Source organism: Paenibacillus sp. V4I7 (assembly GCF_030817275.1).
Classification (GTDB): Bacteria; Bacillota; Bacilli; order Paenibacillales; family NBRC-103111; genus Paenibacillus_E.
Genome location: NZ_JAUSZD010000002.1, coordinates 1,769,297 through 1,791,636, shown reverse-complemented (window position 1 = coordinate 1,791,636; position 22,340 = coordinate 1,769,297). Strand labels below are relative to the sequence as shown.

Sequence of the window (22,340 nt, the reverse complement as noted above, 5' to 3'; positions counted from 1 at the left end):
TTATTTCAGTCACCTTGTCAGCTCAGAGGCTTTAAGAAAAGATGCCATAGAGCCTTTCAGTGACAAACCTACCGTGGGCTGTTGCCTCCGCTGTCCGAATTCTACGCTTCATTGCCTTATTCATTACACTCTGCTTTACTGCACTCTATGTATCACTCGTTACTTATCACTATGAAATGATACCACCGTCTCTACTGCTCAACTTAATGGAATCCCGCAATAAAGTACCGTTTTCCCCACTTGTCGAGGCCATCGTCATGGAAATGACCATCGAGCTGCTTCGTGAAGCAGGGGCACGCTTACCTACCAAAATCGGACCTACCATTGGCACAGTCGGCGGGATTGTCATCGGCCAAGCGGCCGTTCAAGCTGGTATCACAAGTAACATTCTCATAATCTCGGTTGCTATTTCGGCTATCGCCTCATTCGTCATACCAAACTATAACATGAGCTCTTCCATTCGCTTGCTGCGATTTGGAATTATTATAATGACTGGTCTCCTCGGGAATTTCGGCCTGGTGTGTGGACTCGGCTTTATTATGGTTCAACTATCTGGTTTAAACATGTTCGGCTTGTCTTATTTATACCCAATAACACCTTCGAAACCAAGTCGGTGGTTAGAGCTAATTATCCGAGCACCCATTCAGATTTTGACCAAACTTAAAAAGCCTACCACCAATAATCCGAACAAATGAAGGAGACACTCATGCGCGCTAAGCTTCCATTTTATCAGACCACCATTATGGCAAACTTCGCTCAAACCGGTGTCGTCCTTTTCAGCCTTCCTAGGCTTTTATCTGAGAATATCGGTACAAATGGTTGGGTAGCTTTACTTGTTTGTTCTTCTGTTGCCGCTCTCAATTTACTGCTCATTTCAATCGCTTATCGATTAGAGGAAAATCCATTTTCGAAATTTCACAATCTGCTTTACCGAAATTCATTTTAGTTCCTTTTTTCGGTGTTCTAGCTGGTTTATGGGCAATTCTAGGCAGCTTGATTGGCAAACAATATATTTTAATTCTAAAATCGTTATCATTCCCCTCGCTAAACCCCGCCTATTTGTATATTTTGTTTGAGATCCTTGTTTTCTTACTTTTAACTAAGGGTATTATGAGTATCTCAAGTACCGCGGTTCTCACTTTCTATATTATCATCTGGAATACTTCTCTATTGGTTTATATCTATGATGATTTTGAGCTATCGCGAATGACTACCTTTTGGTTTAAAGATGCCACTCACTCATTCAAAGGATGGCTTGAGGTTTACATAGCCTTTCTGGGGTATGAACTTTGCCTTTTGTTATTTCCTTATACGAATAAAAAAACACACTTAATCCGTGCTTTTCAAATTGCTAATCTCATCACCACATTTACTTATACGCTAGTTGCATTTGTTTCCTTTGGCTTTTTCAGCCTGTAACAACTTCAGCATATGAAATATCCTGTACTCAATTTACTCTCCTATGTAGAACTCCCTTTTGTGAAACGAATTGTTGATCTCGTTTTTAATTTAACTTTATTTCGATTGTAGACCTGTTGACTCATAAATATGCACAAATACGATCCGTCGGGAGTCACATTGATCAGTTATTAACCCAAGAAGCCAAAATCCATGAGGTTCCTGATGTATCTCTCTACAGTTTCGTACGTGACTATTATGACGATGGTACTGATCCAATTGCTCCTATGCTTATTGTGAAAGGTGATAATGTCGAAATCGACGGGATAGCCCTTTTCAAAAAAGATCGATACATTGGCAAGATAAGTGCAGATCAAAATGTCCCTCAAGTCGTTATCCGTATTCGATTGAGTGGCATTATTCTAGAGTACACAGGAAAATCGACGTTTAAGAAAGTGGAAGAGCAAAAAAAATTAGATCAGGATTTGTCCGAAGCCATTCGCGAACAATTACAAGTGATAATTAGCCATGTGCAGCGCAGCGGTGGGGATAACTTGGGTATTGGTACTTTCGTCCGTAATAGTATGAGCTATGAGAACTGGAACAATTTGAATTGGAAATCCATTTATCCCCGTGCCGATATCCGTGTAGAAGTAGATACCACAATTCGTGACTACGGTATGATTCGATAGCTTTTCACCTTGAAAGCTGCTTAAACCGGTCCAGACTCTTTTAACGTTAATGTTCCTGTGCTAGAATCAGAGGAATGGCTTAAAGAGACAAGGAGCACGGAGGTGAAAAGCCCAATGAACAAGACACTCTCAACGGATATGGAATTATTCGCGGCTGCACTATCGCAAGTTAGGGTAGCAGTTATTCAACATACAGCGGATGATATCCCCGTATTCATTGCCTCTGGCGTGATAGAAAAGTATACGACTCATTCCGTAAAGATTGGCGTAACGAGTTATTTGCGGGATGAAAGCGAGTTCCGCATTGATGAACGTTCAAGCCGTCAGTCTTAATAAAAGGTTACTTCACAATAGGAACCTAGGGGAATCAATTCTTGCAAATAATCGTACATGGCCTTTTTTTCCTTATCATGGAGCAATCGAATTGCATGAAAATCAAATAGAATGATACTATCCGCAGCTTGATATCTGTTAAATGTTAAACGACCATAAGGAAATAATCGGTTAATCGCCTCTAAGATGCCATATTGATTCAAATTTCTCCGCATCGCTGTTTGGAGGATAGCTTTCGGTATTTCTTGCAGTTGTGGAACTTTATCGGGTTGAACCTCGCTATATGCCTTTACTTGAAAGTTGACATAGGGATATAAGTAACCGCTTGCATAATGTTGTACGCTCTGAGCATCTTTCTCGGGTAAATACAAATCTCCATTCCAAGCGTAGATCGTCGCTTTATGCTTTTCAGGTGTATGAATTCTTATATATCTTAAATGCGGAAAACGATTTCTCACAAGCTGCTCGGATAATAGACGAGTTCCCACCTTGATCACCTCTTCGGATTATGCCTTGCTCCCTACAGCATATGCGATATAAAAAAGACAGCTATCCTTTTGTGGCGAAAAGGTAGCTGCCTCTCACTATTCACTTCATTCGGGTATGGATAACCCAAGACCCTCTGCCACACGGATCCCATATTCGGGATCTGCTTTATAGAAATGACCAATCTGTCTGAGCTTAATTTCATTTGACTCAACCGGTTTTATGGCACCAACAATCGTTTGAACAAGACGAGCCCGTTCCTCTTCACTTAAAAGGCGGATATAAATCACCTGGTTGCGTGTAATGATCATGATGATCATAGGCAACACTGTCAGCTGACCCCGACACTTCGTAGGATGCTGGTTTATCCGCAGGCGTTTCCGTTGGTCCGCCAAGGCTGTTCGGCTCGTAATATACAGAACCTCCACCATTGTTATCCGAACGCATTTGACCATCACGTTGATAGTTATTCACTTCACTCCGCGGACGATTGATTGGCAAAGACTGATGATTAGCCCCTACCCGATACCGATGTGCATCCCCATAAGCAAACAATCGACCTTGCAGCATTTTATCAGGAGAAACATCGATTCCTGGTACGAGTGTCCCTGGCGAGAATGTGGCTTGTTCCACCTCAGCAAAATAATTTTCTGGATTGCGATCCAGCACCATACGCCCAACTTCAATTAAAGGATAATCTTTCTGTGACCAAACTTTCGTGACATCAAAAGGATCAAAACGGTACGTATTCGCATCTTCCAGCGGCATGATCTGTACACACAGCTTCCAAGTAGGAAAATCGCCTTTATCAATCGCGTTAAATAAGTCCTCGGTATGATAATCCGGATTGTCAGCCGCAAGCTGTGCTGCAACATCTGGCGCTAAGTTCTGAACGCCTTGTTCGGTTTTAAAATGATACTTCACCCACACGCCTTCACCCTCGGCATTGACCCATTTGAACGTGTGACTGCCAAATCCATGCATATGCCTCAGCGTTGCGGGAATACCGCGATCGGACATCAGTATCGTCACTTGATGCAAAGATTCAGGAGATAATGACCAGAAATCCCAGACAGCATTTGGATTTTTCAAGTGAGTTTGGGGATGTCTTTTCTGAGTATGAATAAAGTCAGGGAATTTGATCGCGTCGCGAATGAAAAATACAGGCGTATTATTGCCGACCAAGTCATAATTGCCTTCATCGGTATAAAATTTCACCGCGAATCCGCGCGGGTCCCGGACCGTGTCCGAAGAACCATTCTCACCTGCTACGGTCGAAAATCGAACGAACAACGGTGTACGCTTGCCTACCTCAGAGAACAAACTCGCTTTCGTATACTTCGTCAAATCTTGCGTCACTTCCAAATAGCCGTGTGCGCCGGCCCCTTTGGCATGAACGACTCGCTCAGGTACGCGCTCTCGATTAAAGTGTGCCAATTTCTCTAGAAGGTGAACATCTTGAATCAACGTCGGCCCCCGTGAACCCGCCGTTATCGAATTTTGATTGTCCCCAACTGGAGCTCCCCAGCTGGTTGTAAGCTTGTTTTTTTCCGTACTCATCCAACAATCACCTCTTCAGTAAAATGTGAAACTCTGATCAAAGCGCTCTCATCGCTTACAGGATTATGTATGTGACAACCTTCCATTTCCCTTATTCATATGTATTCGAGAACCTGTCATGATATGATGCTGCAGTGGTTTTCGCGCTTTTCAGCAGCTGAGAGGTTCTTTTCAGACCTCTCGCGTCACTTCCGCTGCATTCGAGCCTCCGAGATGCCTCTTTATGCCTTCTCAGGACGCAAAACAACTAACTTTCCTGCTCTCAGCAGCTGAGATGTCCTTTTCAGACCTCTCGCGTGACTCGCTCCATTCGAGCCTCTAGACCTTTAATGATGAATTTCATCGCCTCAGCAGACATTACGGAGGTTCCGGACGTATTCTCCCATTTTATGCGTGTTTTCTCACTATCAAGTCACTTCCTCGCACTCCCCGCACTTTTGCGATGAATACATCCGTTTCCGCGCCGGCCCAAAAATAAGGGGTAAGCTTCGCTTACCCCTTACCACAGAACCATATAAATTCTAAAAAAGCATCCCTCACGGGATGCTCGATACACCTCCTTCTTTTGCTCATTATTTTCAAGCTACTTATCAATAATCTTAAACAACGCTTGAGTACCGCTGTCTTCTTCGCCACCCGCTGCTAACTGCTCATAAAGGGATTTCGCCAATGTTAGTCCAGGCAGCTCCACCTTCATTTCCTCAGCAGATTGAAGCGCGATCTTCATATCTTTGATGAAGTGCTTCACATAAAAGCCAGGAGCAAAATTCCCAGCGATGATGCGCGGTGCCAGGTTACTTAAGGACCAGCTGCCCGCCGCGCCTGACTCAATACTTTTGAGCACAGTTGAAGGATCGAGTCCTGATTTCTTCGCATATACCAGCGCTTCAACAACGCCCATCATATTACTTGCAATTGCGATTTGGTTGCACATTTTCGTATGCTGGCCTGCACCCGCGTCTCCTTGGTAGACGATATTGGTGCCAATCTTCTCAAAAAGCGGCAGCATGGCATCAAAAGCTTCACGCGAGCCCCCAACCATAATCGATAGTCTCGCTTCCTTAGCTCCAATATCTCCGCCTGAAACCGGAGCATCTAGTGAAAACACTTGTCGCGCGAGTGCTTTTTCATAAATTTCTATGGCTAGCATTGGACTAGACGTTGTCATATCAATGACGTAGCTGCCCGGCTTCGTGTTAGAAAGAATGCCATTTTCGCCTAAATAAATCTCTTCTACGTCCTTAGGGAAGCCTACCATTGTAATAATCACATCACATTGCTGCGCTAATAGTCCCGGTGAATCCTGCCAGTGAGCACCCTGATCCAACAGGTCCTGTGCCTTGGATTTCGTTCGATTATATATATGTACCTCGTAGCCTGCTTGAATAAAATGGCCTGCCATACTTTTCCCCATGACACCTGTTCCTACTAAGCCTACAATCGTTTGTCCCGGATTGATTACCACAATGAATGCCACCTCTCATTTTAACAGTAACTGATTTCGAATGATGTTTCATTCTTAAGTTATCATCGTCTGTGCATCTGGTCAAACGGAGCTCCTACCTACATGTATAACGGAATATAAATTACTTTGACAGACGTAGTATTTTAATTTATATTATAGTATAGGAGGTGAGGGTTATCGTTGATTTGAAAATAACGTCCGATCTTATTCGAGGACACACCGACAGCATTATTCTCAAATTGTTACTTTCCGGAGATAAATATGGCTATGAAATTTCAAAGCTGGTGCAAGTTATTTCAGGCGGGGAATATGAACTGAAGGAAGCAACCATGTACTCCAGCCTCAAGCGACTAGAACAGGAAGAATGCATTACCTCCTACTGGGGGGATGAAACACAAGGCGGCCGCAGGAAATACTATCGCATCACTGATAAAGGCAAAGAAGCTTTCAAGAACAACAAGTTGAATTGGGAACATGCGAAGACCATTCTCGATTTGCTCATTTAGAAAGGTGGTATGAGGGATGAAACCAAACCCAAGGCTCATTGCTTATTTGAATGAAGTTTTTTCACATTATGAAGATTTGAGACCCATCCAGGAATTAAAAGAAGAGCTTTTATCTGATTTGCAGGAAAGACTCCTAGATCTGCAAAAGGATGGCTTCGATGAAGAAGCTGCCTTTCAAAGAACGATCGCATCCATCGGCGAAATATCCGAACTAATTGAAAGCATTCATGCAAACACCACGAAGCTCCAACAAATCATTGGCATTGATTTCTCAATGCAGAATTTGCAAAAATCCGACCTGAAGGCCATCAAAATCCATGATGGTAAGTTCAATTACAGCAACCTGCAGGATTCTGATTTCAGCCATTCAGACTTAACCAATGCTTCCTTTAAGTGCAGCAACTTAGATCGGGTAAAGTTCGACGGTGCTAATTTGACAGGAGCGAAGATTTCTAAATCCAATCTAAGAGGAGCCAGCTTCAAAAATTGTACGTTAAACCTTGTAGAGTTCCGTTCTTGCGATTTAACTGGTGTATGTATGGATAATCTAATCTTTACAGGAACTACTTTTCATCATTCAGATCTCAAAGGAACATCGTTCCGTTATGCCACATTTCAAAGCTGTTTCTTCAAAGCTGATGTCAAAAAAACAATTTTTGACGGAGCCAAGATGGATAAAGCTACCTATGCTTTGTTAAAAGGGTTTAAAGCCAACTTAAGTCATGTTACTTTCCTTTAGCAACTCACACCATAGATAAAAATTAAATCGGATTCAGAGAAAGTGAGGAAAATCAATCATTATGGTAGCGCAAAACAAAAACAAAGGGTTAGGCATTGTCATTGCCGGGCTATTGCTGGGTATCCTAATGGCCGCCATGGACAATACCATTGTTGCCACAGCCATGGGCACAATCGTCGGGGAATTAGGCGGATTGGATAAATTCGTCTGGGTCACTTCGGCATATATGGTGGCGGAAATGGCCGGAATGCCAATATTCGGCAAACTATCCGATATGTATGGACGCAAAAAGTTTTTCATCTTTGGTGTTATTGTGTTCATGCTTGGATCTATTCTTTGTGGAACAGCAAGTTCGATTATAGAGCTCAGTGTCTATCGCGCTATTCAAGGTATCGGCGGCGGCGCCATGCTGCCGGTTGCTTTCACGATTATGTTCGATGCCGTTCCGATAGAAAGCCGCGGTAAACTAGGTGGATTGTTCGGTGCTGTATTCGGCATGTCTAGCATATTCGGGCCACTGCTTGGCGCTTATATCACAGATTATGTGAACTGGAAATGGGTATTTTACATTAACCTACCTCTTGGTTTGATCTCACTAGTTTTTGTCGCTTTCTTCTATCGCGAATCCGTTGAGCATTCCAAACAGAGGATCGATTGGTGGGGCGCTTTTACACTCGTTGGTGCCATCGTCTCCCTCATGTTTGCTCTAGAATTAGGAGGTAAGGAATACGCTTGGGATTCAGCAGTTATACTCGGTTTATTCGCCCTGTTTGCGGTGTTGACAATCCTCTTCGTCTTCGTAGAGCGTCGTGCTGCGGAACCTATTATCTCTTTTGCGATGTTCAAAAATAGGTTGTATGCATCAAGCAATGCCGTAGCCATTTTTAGCGGTGCAGCTTTTATAACAGCATCTGTCTATATCCCAATCTACATTCAAGGTGTATTAGGTGGATCCGCTACCAATTCTGGCTTAGTTCTTCTGCCCATGATGTTAGGCTCCGTTGTAACGGCAACAGGCGGCGGTTTCTTAATGAATAAAATGAGTTATCGAGCGATTATGATTCCAACGACCTTCATCCTAATTATCGGAACAGCTCTCTTGACGACATTATCACCTGAATCCCCCCGTTGGCTCGTAACGATCTATATGGTTCTTATCGGACTTGGAATCGGTGCTTCCTTCTCCGTATTAAGCAATGCAGCCATTCATCTGTTTGATGTACGGCAGCGTGGTTCAGCCTCCTCAACACTGAACTTCCTCCGCTCCTTGGGGATGACGCTGGGTATCACCGTTTTCGGAATTGTTCAAAGTCATGCTTTTACGCGAAAGCTAACAGATGCATTTGCGGGTCAAGGTCAACCGGGAGCTGTTATACCAACTGGAGACTCGCATACGCTGCTGGATCCCGCGAAACGGATGGAGATACCTGCTCCTGTTCTAGAGAAAATCACAACCGCATTATCGTCTTCCATTGTCCTCACCTTTGCTTGGACTGTACTTCCTGCTGTTCTAGCCTTCGTTTGTGCCATCGCGATGAGCAAAGAGAAGCTGGATCCAACCCAAGAAAACGAAGCATCTATGTCACATTAAGACAAAAAGAGTGCCACTCCAACTACACAAACCTGTAGATGAAGTGGCACTTTTTTTTGAAATAAATGAATCACTTAAATTCCTTTAAACGTGAATGAGTACGCATAGGTCCGATTGGCATACAGGGTGAACTCGGGATGTGTTCTTGCACCCCAGCTGTCATCCCCGCCAACGCCCATCTGCTTATAATTCACCCGCAGCACGACTTTATCGCTAGCTGGCAGCTTATACGTATGGTCATGAGCTTCCAACTCGGAAGGCGTATATGGCAGAGCATTCAATTCAACGGTAGGCAGCCCTGTAATGCGGAGTCCACGCCCGCTCGCATCTGTCACCGTCGCCCAGCGCACATCCGTTTTATTGCCGCATTCCTGAGGGCGCAAGTACGGCACGAACTGCTCCTCAACGGTTCCACTGTGCAAAGCCAGTTTGGCGGAGGTCGCACGGTCCCAATAGTTCTCATGTGGACCACGACCGTACCAGCTCAATTGTTGGAAGGAGCGGTCTAATTGGAAGAGTACACCAATCTCCGGAATTTCAGGTAAATATGCTCCTGGCACGAGCTCCATACGAACTTCTACTTCTCCGCTAGGCGATACCGTGTAAACCAATTGCACCTCGGAAGTTGGCTTTGTTGCCAATTCAAAGCGAACTTGCACCTCGGCGCGGCCATCTCCAAGCGATTGAGCTGTCAAAGATTGCAGCGTTCTTCCACTGCCTGCCTCTTGCCATGGCGCGCAGCGAATATGATGCTGGTTGCCGCGATCATTATCGGTATAAGCACGCCAGAAATTAGGTGCAGGACCTGTCAGGAACAGCTCGCTTCCCTCGTACATGTAAGAAGTAATATCACCAGTTGCAGCATTGAATTGAAGAGAGAAGTTGCCTCCCTTAAGGCTAATTGTTTCCTTTGTTGATGTAATTTGTACAGTTTCTAAAGCAGACAAGGTCGCCGCGGATTCTTGAGCAGCCTGTTCAGAATGAGACCAAGCCGCTTTACGGACTGGAAGCAAGAACTGCTCCCAAGCGATTTCGTGTCCCTTCTGCGCCCAATTCGTATCTTCTTTCAGCTGCAGACTGATCGTCAGTACAAACTCATCTTTCGGAAAAATGGTTTCCATAGGATCTAGAACCAACTGAATATCAGCTGTTTCTCCTGGCTTTACGGTAAATTGTCCACGTTTGGCCTCACTCACAGGCTCACCATTACGTGCGATGGACCATATCCAATCAAACTCACTCAGATCTGTAAATAAATACTGATTCGTCACCTTCACTTGGCCATTAACAAGATCGAGCGCTTCGAACTTGACATTCTGGTAGCATTTCTTCACTTCATAGATCTTTGGGGATGGCGTACGATCAGCGAAAATTAATCCGTTACCGCAGAAGTTACCATCATTCGGTGTATCCCCGAAATCACCGCCGTAGGCTTGGTAGGTCACACCTTCTGGTGTTGTTGTTCGGATCGATTGATCGATCCAGTCCCAAATAAAGCCGCCTTGGAGAACCGGATACTTGTCAAACAACTCCCAGTACTTAAATAAATTGCCGCACGAATTCCCCATCGCATGGCTGTATTCACAGAGAATAAATGGCTTCTTAGGGTTACTTTTTGCATAGGCTTCTACGCCTTCAATTTTGGTATACATTTGACTTTCCATATCCGAAGCTGCCTCTGAAGCACCACGGCAGTTGGCTACACCCTCGTAATGAACGACGCGGGAAGGATCCGCTTCACGAAGGAAATCATGCATTTTAACAAAGTTGGCTCCGCCCCATGACTCATTCCCAAGCGACCAGATCACGATAGAAGCATGGTTCTTGTCTCTTTGCATCATGGAATTGGCGCGGTCCAGAACCGCTTCAATCCATTCCGGCTTGCTGCCCGGAACCGTATCCCCTTCATCGTCTTCCAACTGGCCATAGCGCCATGAGCCATGCGTTTCCAGATTCGTTTCATCAATCACGTACAACCCGTACTGATCACACAACTCATACCAGTACGTGTTGTTCGGATAGTGAGAAGTACGAACAGCATTAATGTTATATTGCTTCATCAGCAGGATATCGGCAAGCATACTCTCTTTATCCACAGAACGGCCACGGTCTGCATCAAATTCATGGCGGTTTACGCCTTTGAATACGATACGCTCGCCATTGATTTTCATTAAGCCGTCATGAATCTCAAACTTGCGGAAGCCAACTTTACAGCTTTCTGTTTCAAGCAAAGCGCCATTCTCGTCTTTCAAGCTCAATACCAGCGTGTACAGATTTGGTTTTTCAGCGCTCCATAGGGCTGGCTCAGCTACCTTAACGGATAATTTTACATCTTGCTTCTCCTTACCGCTTACTTGAATTTGAGCGGAAAGCGGCGCAGCCCAGAGAGGCTTCTGTTCAGCATCATACAGAACAGCTTCCATTCGACGGGTCCCTGTGCTGAGACCATCATAGTTCGTTATTTTCGCTTGAATATGCAAATCCGCTTGTTTAAAGTCAGCGTCCAGATCTGTCAACACTTTGAAATCGGCAATGTGCGTGATTGGTGTGCTATATATATAAACATCACGAAAAATACCGCTTAACCGCCAGAAATCTTGATCCTCCAGCCAGCTCGCATCACTCCAGCGGTAAACCTCGACGGCAAGCTTATTCTCACCCTCTACCAAGTAGGGTGTAATATCAAAATCCGCAGGTGTAAACGAATCCTGGCTAAAGCCCACCATATCGCCGTTTACCCACACATAAAAAGCCGATTCAACCCCTTGAAAGCTTAGGTATACAGGTTGATCTGACCATGCAGCCGGGACCGTAAAGCTGCGGGAATATGAGCCCACTGGGTTATACTTTACCGGAGCAAATGGGGGCTTCAAATCTTCATGGCCCACCCAAGGATAGACGACATTCGTATACTGTGGAAAGTCAAAGCCCTGCAGCTGCCAATGGGAAGGCACTGCGATGTCCGCCCAACTGCTGCAATCATAGTCGCTTTTGTAAAACTCTTGCGGACGGCCTTGCGCATTCTCAGCAAAATGAAACTTCCAAGTTCCATTCAATGATTGGTAAGAATCGGACGCTTCACGAACTCCCGCTAGTGCCTCATCTTCAGACTTGTAAGGCATTAATGTGGCATGAGCTTCCATGCGGTTCAATTGGAAAATCTGAGGATTATTATTCCATTCCGGGTATCCGTTTTCAGGCGGTGAGTATACGAATTTTTTTGCCATCTCTTGCATTCCTCACTTCTATAGGTTGTATAAATTTCTTCAACTATCTTCTTATTGTACAAGACAATAATTTCTTTTAAAATATAAGATAATACGCATCACATATTAAAAAATGAAAGAGTTGACCTACTAGCGATGGCTACCGACTACAGGAAATTTTTCGTAATTACAGAAACGGATCGGAAGCTTCCTCTCATCCTGGAAACAGTCGGTTACGAAAATGAGCAGCAGTTCTACAAGCGAGAAGATGGCTATCCCTGCTTCCATTGGCTCCAAACCATTGAAGGCAGTGGAGAAATTATTCTAGAAAGCGGATCTGTCAGGCTGAGTGAGAATCAAGGCATGCTCCTGCCTGCTGGTGTCCCGCATGAATATAACATCACGACAGCCAAGTGGTCGACGTGGTATTTAACCTTCGATGGTGCGCTTGCTGCCTCCATTGTATATGCCTTAGAGATACCGTTATCCACACCAATCAGCTGGGGGCTGGAAACCCCTCTCGCTAGTATTCATGAGTACTATTACGAAAAGTACCGCTACAGCCATGACTTCACAGGCATGAATGGTTCACTTGAAATTTATCAATTCCTTACTCTGCTCAAAAAGCACGGCAACGTAAATAAAAGCGCATCCTTTTCCCAAAGTCACGAGCGTTTGCTGCCGCTTTTGTTGGAGCTTGAGATTTGCTTCGCATCTTCCGACGTTGGACTCGGATGGATGTCTCAATTGCTTGGCATAAGCTCTCAGCACGTTAATACATTGTTCCGCAAAGCGTTTGGTCTCTCTCCTTACCAATACTTACTGCAGCTGCGCCTGCAGAAATCCAAGGAATTGCTAATCGCCCAGCCTAATCAAACGGTGAAGCAGATCGCCGACGCGACCGGCTTCCTCGACGCTTCGCATTTCATCTCGACATTTCGCAAATCCGTTGGTTTGACGCCCGAAGTTTTCAGAAATCAATACAACAAAAAGAACCAATCAGAAGATTTCCGTTAGTTTGACTGCCTACTTGAAATTCGTTTTCGTTTCAAAAAAAGCTTATGATGGTTATATATGGGTAAAATGATTGGGGGCTAATGATGAGCAGCTTACAACTCGATAAATATCGTTTCTTCGAGCAGATGGTTCAGTTCTCTCCTCATGGGATAGCCTGTTTATCCTTAAACGGGTCCCTACTGAATATTAATCCAGCTTATTGCTCGATTCTGGGGTATTCGGAAGATGAGCTCGAGAAGCTTAACATAAGTGAAATCACCTTTCCGGATGATTGGCTGACCTACACCGATCAAGTTCAAAACTTGTTAGACCGTTTGGCTTCTTCTGTTACCATGGATATCCGATATTTGCACAAGAATGGCGACATCATCTGGACATCCGTCCAACTCACATTCGTTTGTGATACTCAAACCGGACCCCCTCTGTTTGGTATCGTTCATATGACGGATATTTCACAGCTCAAGTCCATTGAACAAATGCTTCAAGAGTCCATTGATCGGTATACCCCTCTGAAAATGCATACGCATGATGCCGTCATTTCGCTTGATTTGGAAGGAATGATTGTCAATGGCAATACCCGGGCACAGGAGTTGTTAGGCTTCTACAACAATGAGTTCGTAGGAATGCCCTTTTCCAGATTTGTTGGCAATAACAATGTGAAAAAAATCCTTACCGATTCCCTATTCGATGCTTCCATGGAGAAGAAGATTGATCATATTCGTCAAATAAATGGTCATATTATTGAAGTACTGACGACGATTGCTCCCATCATTATGAACGAAATGAGTGTTGGGTTCTATATCATTGCCAAGGACATGACCGAACAGAAGAAATTGATGATTGAGAAGGAAACAGCTGAGAATACGAATAAAGCGAAGAGTGAATTTCTGGCAATGATGAGCCATGAAATTCGGACGCCGATGAATGGCGTTATCGGAATGACAGACCTTTTACTGCAAACGACATCGTTAGACGAAGAACAAAAAGAGTACGTCGAGATTATTCATAAGAGCGGTGAAACGCTGCTTCGTATCATTAATGACATTTTAGACTTCTCCAAAATCGAATCCGGTAAAACAGAATTACATGAAATCCCTTTCGATATACGCGATACGATCTCTGAAACGTTTCATATTTTATCGACGAAAGTGGATGAAAAACAGTTATCCACGACTTTCACAGTAGATCCCAAGGTCCCCCACTCATTGATAGGTGATTCAGAACGGTTGAAGCAGGTACTTATAAATCTGGTTGGCAATGCCATCAAGTTTACGCCATTCGGTGGAATCTCCGTACATGTGAATAGACGCATACAAGAAGATGACCTCATGCAACTGGAATTTATTGTAAAAGATAGTGGAATTGGTATCCCAGCTGATAAAAGAAGCTATATCTTCGAGCCTTTCAATCAAGTTGATCACGTCATGACACGTAAATATGAGGGTACAGGGCTTGGCTTAGCTATTTCGAAAAAGCTGGTCCGACTAATGGGTGGCGATATTTGGATAGAGCCTGTCGACGACCCAGGTACTACAATCATCTTCACCCTTTGTCTCAAAGAAGATCATTATTCAGATGACTATCAGGCTAATACGAATGAAGGTATCGCGCATGCTTCCCTGCACATACTTATCGCCGAGGACAATGTCATTAATCAATTCGTTTTAATTAAAATGCTGGAGAAGCAGGGACATATTATTACAGCTGTTGCTAACGGGGAAGAAGTGGTGAAGACTGCCTTAAGAGACCATTTTGATATTATATTTATGGATCTCCAAATGCCGATCATTAACGGGTTAGATGCAACCGCAATGATTAAACAATCGCTCCCGCCAGAACGATGTCCCATGATCGTCGCTGTAACTGCGAATGCCTTAAAAGAGGATCGCGAAAGCAGCCTTGCTGCAGGCATTGATGATTATTTGAGCAAACCGATCAAAAATAAGTCCCTTCTCGATATTATCGAGACCTATATGAAGAAGAAACATCATTCGGGCTAAACGTCAACCAAAAAACAAAAAAACCGCCGCGGCGGTTTCTCATAATCGGTTGCCTTATTCTACAAACCATGAGATATTGGCAGATAAACACGAAAAGTTGTGCCTTCACCGATCATACTTTCCACTTCCATGAGGCCATCGTGTCTCTCAATGATTTTCTGCACTGTGGCAAGCCCTAGACCGGTACCCTCGTAAGCCTTGGCATTGTCCAGCCGTTTGAAGGGAGTAAAGATAGACGGGATGTCCTCTTTTTTCATACCAATGCCATTATCTTGAATTTGAATGACAAAGGTATCCGGTTCATTTCCTTCCAATAAGGAAATCTGAATAATCGGCGATTGTACCTTCCTACGATACTTCAGCCCGTTTGCGATAATATTCTGAAATAGCTGATACATTTGCGTTGCATCCGCTTGAATAATTGGAAGCCTGTCTTGCTTGATGATCCGGCCCTCATTTTGCTCGATTGTGCTGCTTAGGTCCGAGATCACATTCATCAGGACTTCATTCAAGTCTACATTTCCAAAAGTAACCGATTTCGCGTTTAACTGGGCATACGAGAGTAAATCGGTGATCAAGTGGTTCATCCGCTCAGCGGTCGCTGAGATTTGGTTCATATATTCTTTACCTTTTGGCGTCATATCCGCACTATGTCTAGCTATGAGAAGCTCGCTCAACCCTGTAATCACATTCAACGGATTTTTCAAATCATGCGAAACGACCTGTGCGAACTCCCTTAAGCTCTCGTTACTGCGCTCAAGCTCCGATTGAATGGCCTCCAACTCTTTATTTCTTCGATTGAGTTCAAGAAATATTTTCACTTTGCTGAGCAGAATATCGGCATTGACAGGCTTGAACAAGTAATCTACAGCACCGCTCTCATATCCTTTGAATACGCTCTGATCCTCTTTATTACTGGCTGTTACAAATATGATCGGAATACGCTTCGTTTCCTCGTTACTTCGCAGCAGTTCCGCAAGCTCAAAACCATCCATTTCCGGCATATTCACATCAAGTAGAATAAGCGCAAAGTCATGGCGCAAGGTATATGATAAGGCTTCGTTGCCTGATTGGACAACAGACACATCACAATGGAGCACTTGAAGAATTTTCTGCATAGCGAATAAATTTTCTTTTCGATCATCAACGACTAAAATTTTCGGCGCCTGATGCCTATTTTTCTGAGTATCCATATAGGCCCTCCTAATTCTTAGAATGATGGATTCGTTCGAGATCCTATTCATTGTCTCAGAAACTTTCCTATATCTTCTAAGGACAAAATATAATCAACCTTTACAGTGTCAATTGCTGCTTGTGGCATGACAGGGAACTCCGCCGTTTCAGGGTCCTGTACAATCGTTACGCCACCACTTTCCTTGATCGTCCTGAGTCCAGCGCTGCCATCTCGGTTTGCTCCCGTTAAGACAACACCTATACACCCCTCTTGGAAGGCAAACGCAGCACTATCAAACAAAACGTCAATCGAAGGCCGAGAATAATTGACTTTTGGATCAATGGATAGGCTTAACGAGCGATCATCTTCAATGAGCAAATGATAACCAGGTGGAGCGAGATAAACGTGATGAGGTCGAATGGTCTCTTTATCTATCGCTTCTTTGACATGTATAGCAACTTTCGTATTTAAATATTCAGCTAAATAGCTGTCACTGCTATCCAAAATATGCTGTACGATGATAATCGGTAAGCTGTAGTCAGACGGGAGATAGGATAACAGACGTGAGAGTGCCTTAAGCCCGCCTGCCGATACCCCTATAACAACGGCTTCCAATGGGCGCATGGACTCACTCCTTCGCTATAACCTTCCTTATAATGGCAGCTGCTTTCTAAAAATTCTCCACTTAGAGGAGAGTGCTTCATACTGAGACTGGATATCTGAAAATTCGATAGATTCCTTACTGCCAAGGCACAGGAAACCGCGTGGCACAAGACTTTGATTAAAAAGCTGATAGACTTGATTTTGCAATTGCTTATCAAAGTAAATGAGCACATTCCTACAAATGATGAGATGCATTTCACCAAAGGCGTTATCCGTTGCCAAATTATGCTGCGAGAACACGATGTTTCTTTTCAAATCTTCCTTCATTTTGCCCATCTGATATTTAGCATGGTAGTAATCCGAAAAGGAGGACTTGCCTCCGCTTTTTTGATAATTTTTAGTGAATTTCCGGATACTTTCTAACGGGTAAATGCCTTCTTCCGCAGTAGTTAGTGACTCTTGATTCATATCAGTCGCGTAAATCTGCACACGATCATAGAAGCCTTCTTCTTCCAGTAGAACAGCCATCGAGTAAACTTCTTCCCCTGTCGCACAACCGGCATGCCATATTTTCACAAATGGATATGTCTTCAGCAAGGGAATCACGAGACTGCGCAGCTCAACAAAAAACTCAGGGTCACGAAACATCTCGGTGACGGTTACCGATATATCCAGCAGTAATTGATTGGCAAACGCTTCATCATAGAGAACCAATGGAATCATATCAGACAGTCGTTTAAGACTTGATTTCTGCCTGACATAGTGCAATCTTCTCATTAAAGAGGAACGGGCATAGTTACGGAAATCATACCCATGCCGCTTATAAATAGCTTCCAGTACGAGATCGACTTCAATCTTTTCTGCTAGTTTTTCTGGCATTTTCTATCGTAAGAGCCAAACCCTGATTAAAGATAACAATTTATCGGTATCTACTGGTTTCGTCATATAATCATTGGCTCCCCTCTCTATACATTTTTCACGGTCACCCGTCATGGCCTTTGCCGTTAAGGCGATAATCGGGAGGGACTGGAACTTCGGCATGGTGCGAATATGACCTATGGCCTCATAACCGTCCATCACCGGCATCATAATATCCATAATGACTAATTCGATCCCGGATTCACTTTCCAGTTTATCCAAAGCCAGCTTCCCATTATCCGCCATCACGACATCCAAGCCGTGTTTCCTTAATACTTTGGATAAGGCAAACGTGTTGCGAAGGTCATCATCCACCAGCAATATTTTACGTCCCTTCAAGGATTCATCGGAATCACGCACCATACGAATCATTTCTTTATGCGCTTGTGGAAGCGATTTATGAACGCTGTGAAGGAAGAGAGAAACCTCATCCAGCAAGCGATCCGGTGAATTCGCACCTTTAATCACAATGCTGTCCGTAAAGTGGTTTAATTCCTTATACTCTTCCTGTGTGAGCTCTTTTCCTGTATTAATAATGATCGGCGGTATGGAGCCTTCTGAATCAACAACTAATTGCTGCAGCAGTTCAAAGCCTGTCATATCTGGCAATGTTAAATCCAGAATCACACAATCAAAGGGTTGTGAACGCATAAGCTGCAGACCATCTTTACCCGTGGAAACACTATGGATGTCAACCTTCTTATGCTTTAGCAGTTCATGAATAGCCTTTTGGTTATTCAAATCATCTTCCACCACTAAGACCTGTTGGATACGCTCTTGCAGCTTATGTTCAATTTTGTTAAAAACAGCTTCAATGTCTTCCGCCTGAATTGGTTTCGACAAATAGCCGATAGCCCCGCGCTGTAAGGAGTCTGAGCTTTTCTCTCGACCTGAAATGATGTGCACAGGTATGTGACGAGTTTCATTATGATATTTCAAATGATCAAGGACCTTCAGGCCATCCATATCAGGAAGCCCCAAATCCAGAAGAATTGCGCTTGGAATATGCTGCTTGGCTAATTGAAGGGCACTGAAGCCATCTCCTGCAGCAAGGCACTTGAACCCCTTTTTGTAAGACATGTCCATAAGAATTTTGGCGAACGTCGGATCATCTTCCACGATCAAAATAATCTTATCCTGCACAGTATTCCTCAGATGCAAGCGATCGTCAGGCAAGAACGTTTTTGCCGCCTGAGCCACTTGAAGATGATCTTCAATGGTGCTTGCAATCAAAGATTCACTTAAAAACTGTAGAGAATCGACCGATTCTGCAACTTCAGCTTTTATCGACGTACTTTTTGGCTCTGAGATTTCAGTATTAGCTGCTCTTCCGAGCGGGAGATAAAGCGTAAAGCTGCTGCCTTTCCCTTCGGTACTTCGCATATGAATTTCGCCACCCAATAGCTTAGCCAACTCTCTAGAAATGGTTAAACCAAGGCCCGTTCCTCCATATTTGCGACTCGTCGTACCATCCGCCTGCTGAAAAGCTTCGAATATAGCTTGCTGTTTACTAGCAGGAATACCAATTCCCGTATCGGTTACAGTTAAAGCTAAAGCCCCATTTTCTTCCAGATATTTATTTTGGTAAGCCGTTCCTTTTCCGGCACGCGCGATCTCAACCGTAACGCTACCGGAAGCCGTAAACTTAAATGCATTGGATAAAAGGTTTTTCAGGATTTGTTCGGTACGCTGACCATCTGTCGTCACGATTTCCGGAATTTGATCGTCCATTTTTAAAATAAACGAAAGGCCCTTTTGTTTGGCTACTGGATTAAATTGGTAACGGATGGACTGAAGTAAATCGTCCAGCCTCACTTCTTCCATTTGGATGTCCAATTTACCCGCTTCCACTTTGGATAAATCCAAAATGTCGTTAATTAAAGTCAATAAATCCAAGCCGCCACTATGGATAATCTTAGCCGACTCAATTTGATCTTCATTTAAATTACCATCTTCATTAGAGGATAATGATTTAGATAAAATCAGCAAGCTGTTAAGTGGCGTCCGGAGTTCATGCGACATATTGGCCAAAAACTCCGATTTGTACTGACTCGCTAGCTCCAATTCCTTCGCTTTTTCTTCTAAATCCTGCTTTGATAATTGAATAAAGGCATTTTGCTTTTCGATGTCGGCTTTTTGCACTTCCAAATAGTTCGTTTTTTCTTCAAGTTCTTCATTAATTGCCTGAAGTTCCTCACTTTGGATTCGCATCTTTTCTTCGGATTGCTTCAGCATCAGCGTCTGTTCTTCCAATTCTTCATTGGCTGTGCGCAGTTCTTCCTGTTGTGTTTGAAGTTCTTCCGTTAACAATTGGGATTCACGCAATAAAGCTTCCGTCTTCTGACGGCTGTTAGCGGCTTGAATGACAACGCCTAGTGTATCGGATAGTTGTTCCAATAATTCGTGCTCTATGCCTGTAAATGGTTTAAAAGAGGCCAGCTCTATAACGGCCAACACGTCCTCCTCGAAGAGGATAGGAAGAACGACGATTTGGAAAGGTTTCGATTCCCCGAGACCTGATTGTATGTGTATATAATCGCCTGGCACATTCGATAGCAAGATAGGCTTTTTCTCAAGAATACATTGACCTACTAGACCTTCACCAGGTCGAACCCGATTGGCTACGTTCTTTCTTTCTTTAAAGGCATAGCTGCCGAGCATGACATATTCATTGGATTGATTCTCACTGGATTGCATCTCTTTCAAATAGATAATGCCTTGACCTGCTCCGACAAGACGCGATATTTCTGATATAAGCATGCCCACTAGCTGCTGTACACTTGTAACACCTTGTGCAAGCCCCGTCAAACGAGCTAACTGTGTTTTCAACCAGAATTGCCGCTCATTTTCAGCGGTTGTTTCTTTTAAAGAGGTCAGCATTCGAATTAATGCCACACTCAGCTGATCTCGATCTGAACGAGGAACAATCGTCTGCTCATATTCACCTAATGAAATGCGATCTGCCTGAGTTATGACCTCTTTAAAGCTAGCAACCATCTGATTGAAAGCTTCCATCAGCTCGCCAAATTCATCCTTCGATTGAACATCCAGATGAATATCGGTGACTCCGGTCAGAATGAGCTCTGTCGATCTCTTAAGCAGCCGGATTTGAGATAAAAGCATTCTCGAAATCAAAACGATTACCAAAAATGAGAGGATTAGAATAATGACGTTAAAAATGGCTACTCCAATCAAGGATTGCGTGGTACTCTTTTTGATGATTTCCATGCTTTGAATTAATTCTGTCGAAAGTCCATCCTCAACCTCTTTAAGAAGATCCACTTCTTGTGTTGCTACGTTGTACCATTGCTGTGAGTCTACTCCGAGCGCTTTCCCAGGTTCCGTTTGCAGAACTAGCCGAATGAGACGGTCAACTTCGTTAATGGCTTGTCCTTTCACCGTCTCCTGGTAGAGTTGTTGCGCTGCCTCTGATGCGAGTAATTTGGATTCCTTATAATAAAGCAATTGTTCGTTCTCTAACACACCGATCTGTTCAAAATCATTTAAATCCGCACGATTCAAGGAAAAAACATGAAATAATAAGGAGCGCTCCCTACTTACGGCAAACTTACTTTTGGAAAACAGAATATAGGAATTAACCATGTTTGAAATTTGTTTATTCGAGCTTATTTCGTTTGTGTTTTGCATCATATCAAAGAGACTGTTTATCGTTTCCATATAAAAAGAGAGTGTTTCATTCTCATTGGCTTTCCCCTGATCAAGTTGTGTTCTAAGAATCACCATTTGGTCTAGCTTGCTTACCGCATTATTTGCATTTTGCTTAAACTTATCACCCAAAACGGATGTGTTCAATGATCTTAATTGCTCACGAAAAGCACTTGTCTTATCTTCGGTAAACTTACGTTGATCGACTAGTTGACGCGTAACCGTTTTATCTTCAAAGTAACCTGATAAAAGGCTCCGCTCCTTCTGAATTTCATGAATTAGATCATTGATGTAGATTTCCGTAGTAACCAGTGTCTGCAGCCTGTTCAGTTCTGACAGCTCTTTTACTTTTTCATAAATGGCATTGGAGGAGAAATATAACAATCCCAACATTGGCAGTACAATCATAAAGATCAGCTTGTAATTTATTTTAGCGTTCCGAATCCATTGCATGTGGCGAGCCCTCTCTTTGGTTGAGACTATGTATCACGTTCAGAAGTATATATTCTACAAATTACGACAAACCCCCTCTTTTTTGAGCGAAAAAGGAACAATAATATGCTTGCAAAAGCAAATACAAAAAGGACAGAACGATTGGGAACGTCTGTCCTTGGTAGATTCAACTATTACCAAATAAACTAGTGGTTCGGAATAAATTCACTATGGATTTCGATCAGCTTTTGGACGAATATCTCAAAATCATTTTTACTAGAAGAAAATTTGAAATCGGTTACACCAGTGTTGAAATCAATAACCGTTAACGCCACACGATTAAGTGGATATTCTGGAATAGGCTCAGAGGCAAGAGAAATACTTTTGAAAGGGTAAATGGATGTTTCACCGTAGAAACGAAGCACAGTTAAATGATCATCTCTTAACTCTAACGAAATTTGTTGATCTGAATCAGTGAAACTCTTCAGTGCACTCATCATTTATCAATCCTCCTCTTGTCCTCTATTTTACTATCATATGAAGAGATAAAGAAG

The 22,340-nt window shown here is 43.4% G+C and carries 18 protein-coding genes and 1 pseudogene; 10 read left to right on the top strand and 9 right to left on the bottom strand.

The window, feature by feature from the left end:
- Window positions 1-59: 59 nt before the first annotated feature.
- The 5 genes from QFZ80_RS09205 (at window position 60) to QFZ80_RS09190 (ending at window position 2,423) form a co-directional block, all read left to right on the top strand.
- Entirely contained in the window at window positions 60-695 is a 636-nt protein-coding gene (locus tag QFZ80_RS09205) for a spore germination protein (RefSeq protein WP_307558557.1), read from the top strand.
- 11 nt (window positions 696-706) lie between these two features.
- Window positions 707-946, top strand: a complete 240-nt coding sequence (locus QFZ80_RS09200) for a hypothetical protein (RefSeq protein WP_307558554.1) — start codon at window positions 707-709, stop codon at window positions 944-946.
- Window positions 838-1,419, top strand: a complete 582-nt coding sequence (locus tag QFZ80_RS38920) for a GerAB/ArcD/ProY family transporter (RefSeq protein ID WP_373460387.1) — start codon at window positions 838-840, stop codon at window positions 1,417-1,419. The genes QFZ80_RS09200 and QFZ80_RS38920 overlap by 109 nt, the downstream gene beginning before the upstream one ends.
- Before the next feature lie 116 nt (window positions 1,420-1,535).
- Window positions 1,536-2,090 carry a Ger(x)C family spore germination C-terminal domain-containing protein gene (locus tag QFZ80_RS09195; protein WP_307558552.1) on the top strand — a complete coding sequence of 185 codons (555 nt, stop codon included), beginning with the start codon at window positions 1,536-1,538 and terminating at the stop codon, window positions 2,088-2,090.
- Between the two features lie 114 nt (window positions 2,091-2,204).
- Complete coding sequence (locus QFZ80_RS09190) at window positions 2,205-2,423, top strand: hypothetical protein (RefSeq protein ID WP_307547218.1); 219 nt, start codon at window positions 2,205-2,207, stop codon at window positions 2,421-2,423.
- Here QFZ80_RS09190 and QFZ80_RS09185 read toward each other — a convergent pair.
- The 3 genes and pseudogenes from QFZ80_RS09185 to QFZ80_RS09175 form a co-directional block, all read right to left on the bottom strand.
- On the bottom strand, window positions 2,420-2,911 hold the full coding sequence (locus QFZ80_RS09185) for a hypothetical protein (protein ID WP_307547219.1): 492 nt from the start codon (window positions 2,909-2,911) through the stop codon (window positions 2,420-2,422). The two genes, QFZ80_RS09190 and QFZ80_RS09185, sit on opposite strands and share 4 nt — an antisense overlap.
- Before the next feature lie 105 nt (window positions 2,912-3,016).
- Window positions 3,017-4,469: pseudogene (katA, locus tag QFZ80_RS09180) on the bottom strand (catalase KatA).
- 583 nt (window positions 4,470-5,052) lie between these two features.
- On the bottom strand, window positions 5,053-5,934 hold the full coding sequence (locus tag QFZ80_RS09175) for an NAD(P)-dependent oxidoreductase (RefSeq protein WP_307547223.1): 882 nt from the start codon (window positions 5,932-5,934) through the stop codon (window positions 5,053-5,055).
- 176 nt (window positions 5,935-6,110) lie between these two features.
- On the opposite strand from QFZ80_RS09175, the gene QFZ80_RS09170 reads away from it, so the two are divergent.
- From QFZ80_RS09170 to QFZ80_RS09160, 3 genes are all read left to right on the top strand, one after another.
- Window positions 6,111-6,440, top strand: coding sequence for a PadR family transcriptional regulator (locus QFZ80_RS09170; RefSeq protein ID WP_307555622.1), 330 nt, complete (start codon window positions 6,111-6,113; stop codon window positions 6,438-6,440).
- A 16-nt stretch (window positions 6,441-6,456) separates the two neighbouring features.
- A complete protein-coding gene (locus QFZ80_RS09165; protein ID WP_307558550.1) occupies window positions 6,457-7,179 on the top strand; it encodes a pentapeptide repeat-containing protein in 723 nt (240 codons plus the stop codon).
- A gap of 61 nt (window positions 7,180-7,240) precedes the next feature.
- The gene (locus QFZ80_RS09160; RefSeq protein WP_307547228.1) at window positions 7,241-8,770 is read left to right on the top strand and encodes an MDR family MFS transporter; all 1,530 of its coding nucleotides are present in this window, start codon (window positions 7,241-7,243) and stop codon (window positions 8,768-8,770) included.
- Window positions 8,771-8,844: 74 nt separating this feature from the next.
- Here QFZ80_RS09160 and lacZ read toward each other — a convergent pair whose 3' ends face one another.
- Window positions 8,845-11,997: a beta-galactosidase, LacZ type gene (lacZ, locus tag QFZ80_RS09155; protein ID WP_307558548.1), complete on the bottom strand. Its 3,153-nt coding sequence runs from the start codon at window positions 11,995-11,997 to the stop codon at window positions 8,845-8,847.
- A 135-nt stretch (window positions 11,998-12,132) separates the two neighbouring features.
- Here lacZ and QFZ80_RS09150 point away from each other — a divergent pair, with 135 nt between their 5' ends.
- Both QFZ80_RS09150 and QFZ80_RS09145 read left to right on the top strand, forming a co-directional pair.
- Window positions 12,133-12,993: an AraC family transcriptional regulator gene (locus tag QFZ80_RS09150; RefSeq protein ID WP_307558546.1), complete on the top strand. Its 861-nt coding sequence runs from the start codon at window positions 12,133-12,135 to the stop codon at window positions 12,991-12,993.
- Window positions 12,994-13,076: 83 nt separating this feature from the next.
- Window positions 13,077-14,993: a PAS domain S-box protein gene (locus tag QFZ80_RS09145; RefSeq protein WP_307558544.1), complete on the top strand. Its 1,917-nt coding sequence runs from the start codon at window positions 13,077-13,079 to the stop codon at window positions 14,991-14,993.
- A 59-nt stretch (window positions 14,994-15,052) separates the two neighbouring features.
- Here the strand turns inward: QFZ80_RS09145 and QFZ80_RS09140 are convergent, their stop codons facing one another.
- The 5 genes from QFZ80_RS09140 to QFZ80_RS09120 all read right to left on the bottom strand — a co-directional run bounded on the left by QFZ80_RS09140 (window position 15,053) and on the right by QFZ80_RS09120 (window position 22,286).
- Window positions 15,053-16,186 carry a response regulator gene (locus QFZ80_RS09140; protein WP_307558542.1) on the bottom strand — a complete coding sequence of 378 codons (1,134 nt, stop codon included), beginning with the start codon at window positions 16,184-16,186 and terminating at the stop codon, window positions 15,053-15,055.
- A 47-nt stretch (window positions 16,187-16,233) separates the two neighbouring features.
- Window positions 16,234-16,791 carry a chemotaxis protein CheB gene (locus tag QFZ80_RS09135; protein ID WP_307547237.1) on the bottom strand — a complete coding sequence of 186 codons (558 nt, stop codon included), beginning with the start codon at window positions 16,789-16,791 and terminating at the stop codon, window positions 16,234-16,236.
- Window positions 16,792-16,818: 27 nt separating this feature from the next.
- Window positions 16,819-17,649 carry a CheR family methyltransferase gene (locus QFZ80_RS09130; protein ID WP_307558540.1) on the bottom strand — a complete coding sequence of 277 codons (831 nt, stop codon included), beginning with the start codon at window positions 17,647-17,649 and terminating at the stop codon, window positions 16,819-16,821.
- A gap of 3 nt (window positions 17,650-17,652) precedes the next feature.
- On the bottom strand, window positions 17,653-21,807 hold the full coding sequence (locus QFZ80_RS09125) for a response regulator (RefSeq protein ID WP_307558538.1): 4,155 nt from the start codon (window positions 21,805-21,807) through the stop codon (window positions 17,653-17,655).
- Between the two features lie 185 nt (window positions 21,808-21,992).
- Window positions 21,993-22,286, bottom strand: a complete 294-nt coding sequence (locus QFZ80_RS09120; protein WP_307547243.1) for a hypothetical protein — start codon at window positions 22,284-22,286, stop codon at window positions 21,993-21,995.
- Between the last annotated feature and the right edge of the window lie 54 nt (window positions 22,287-22,340).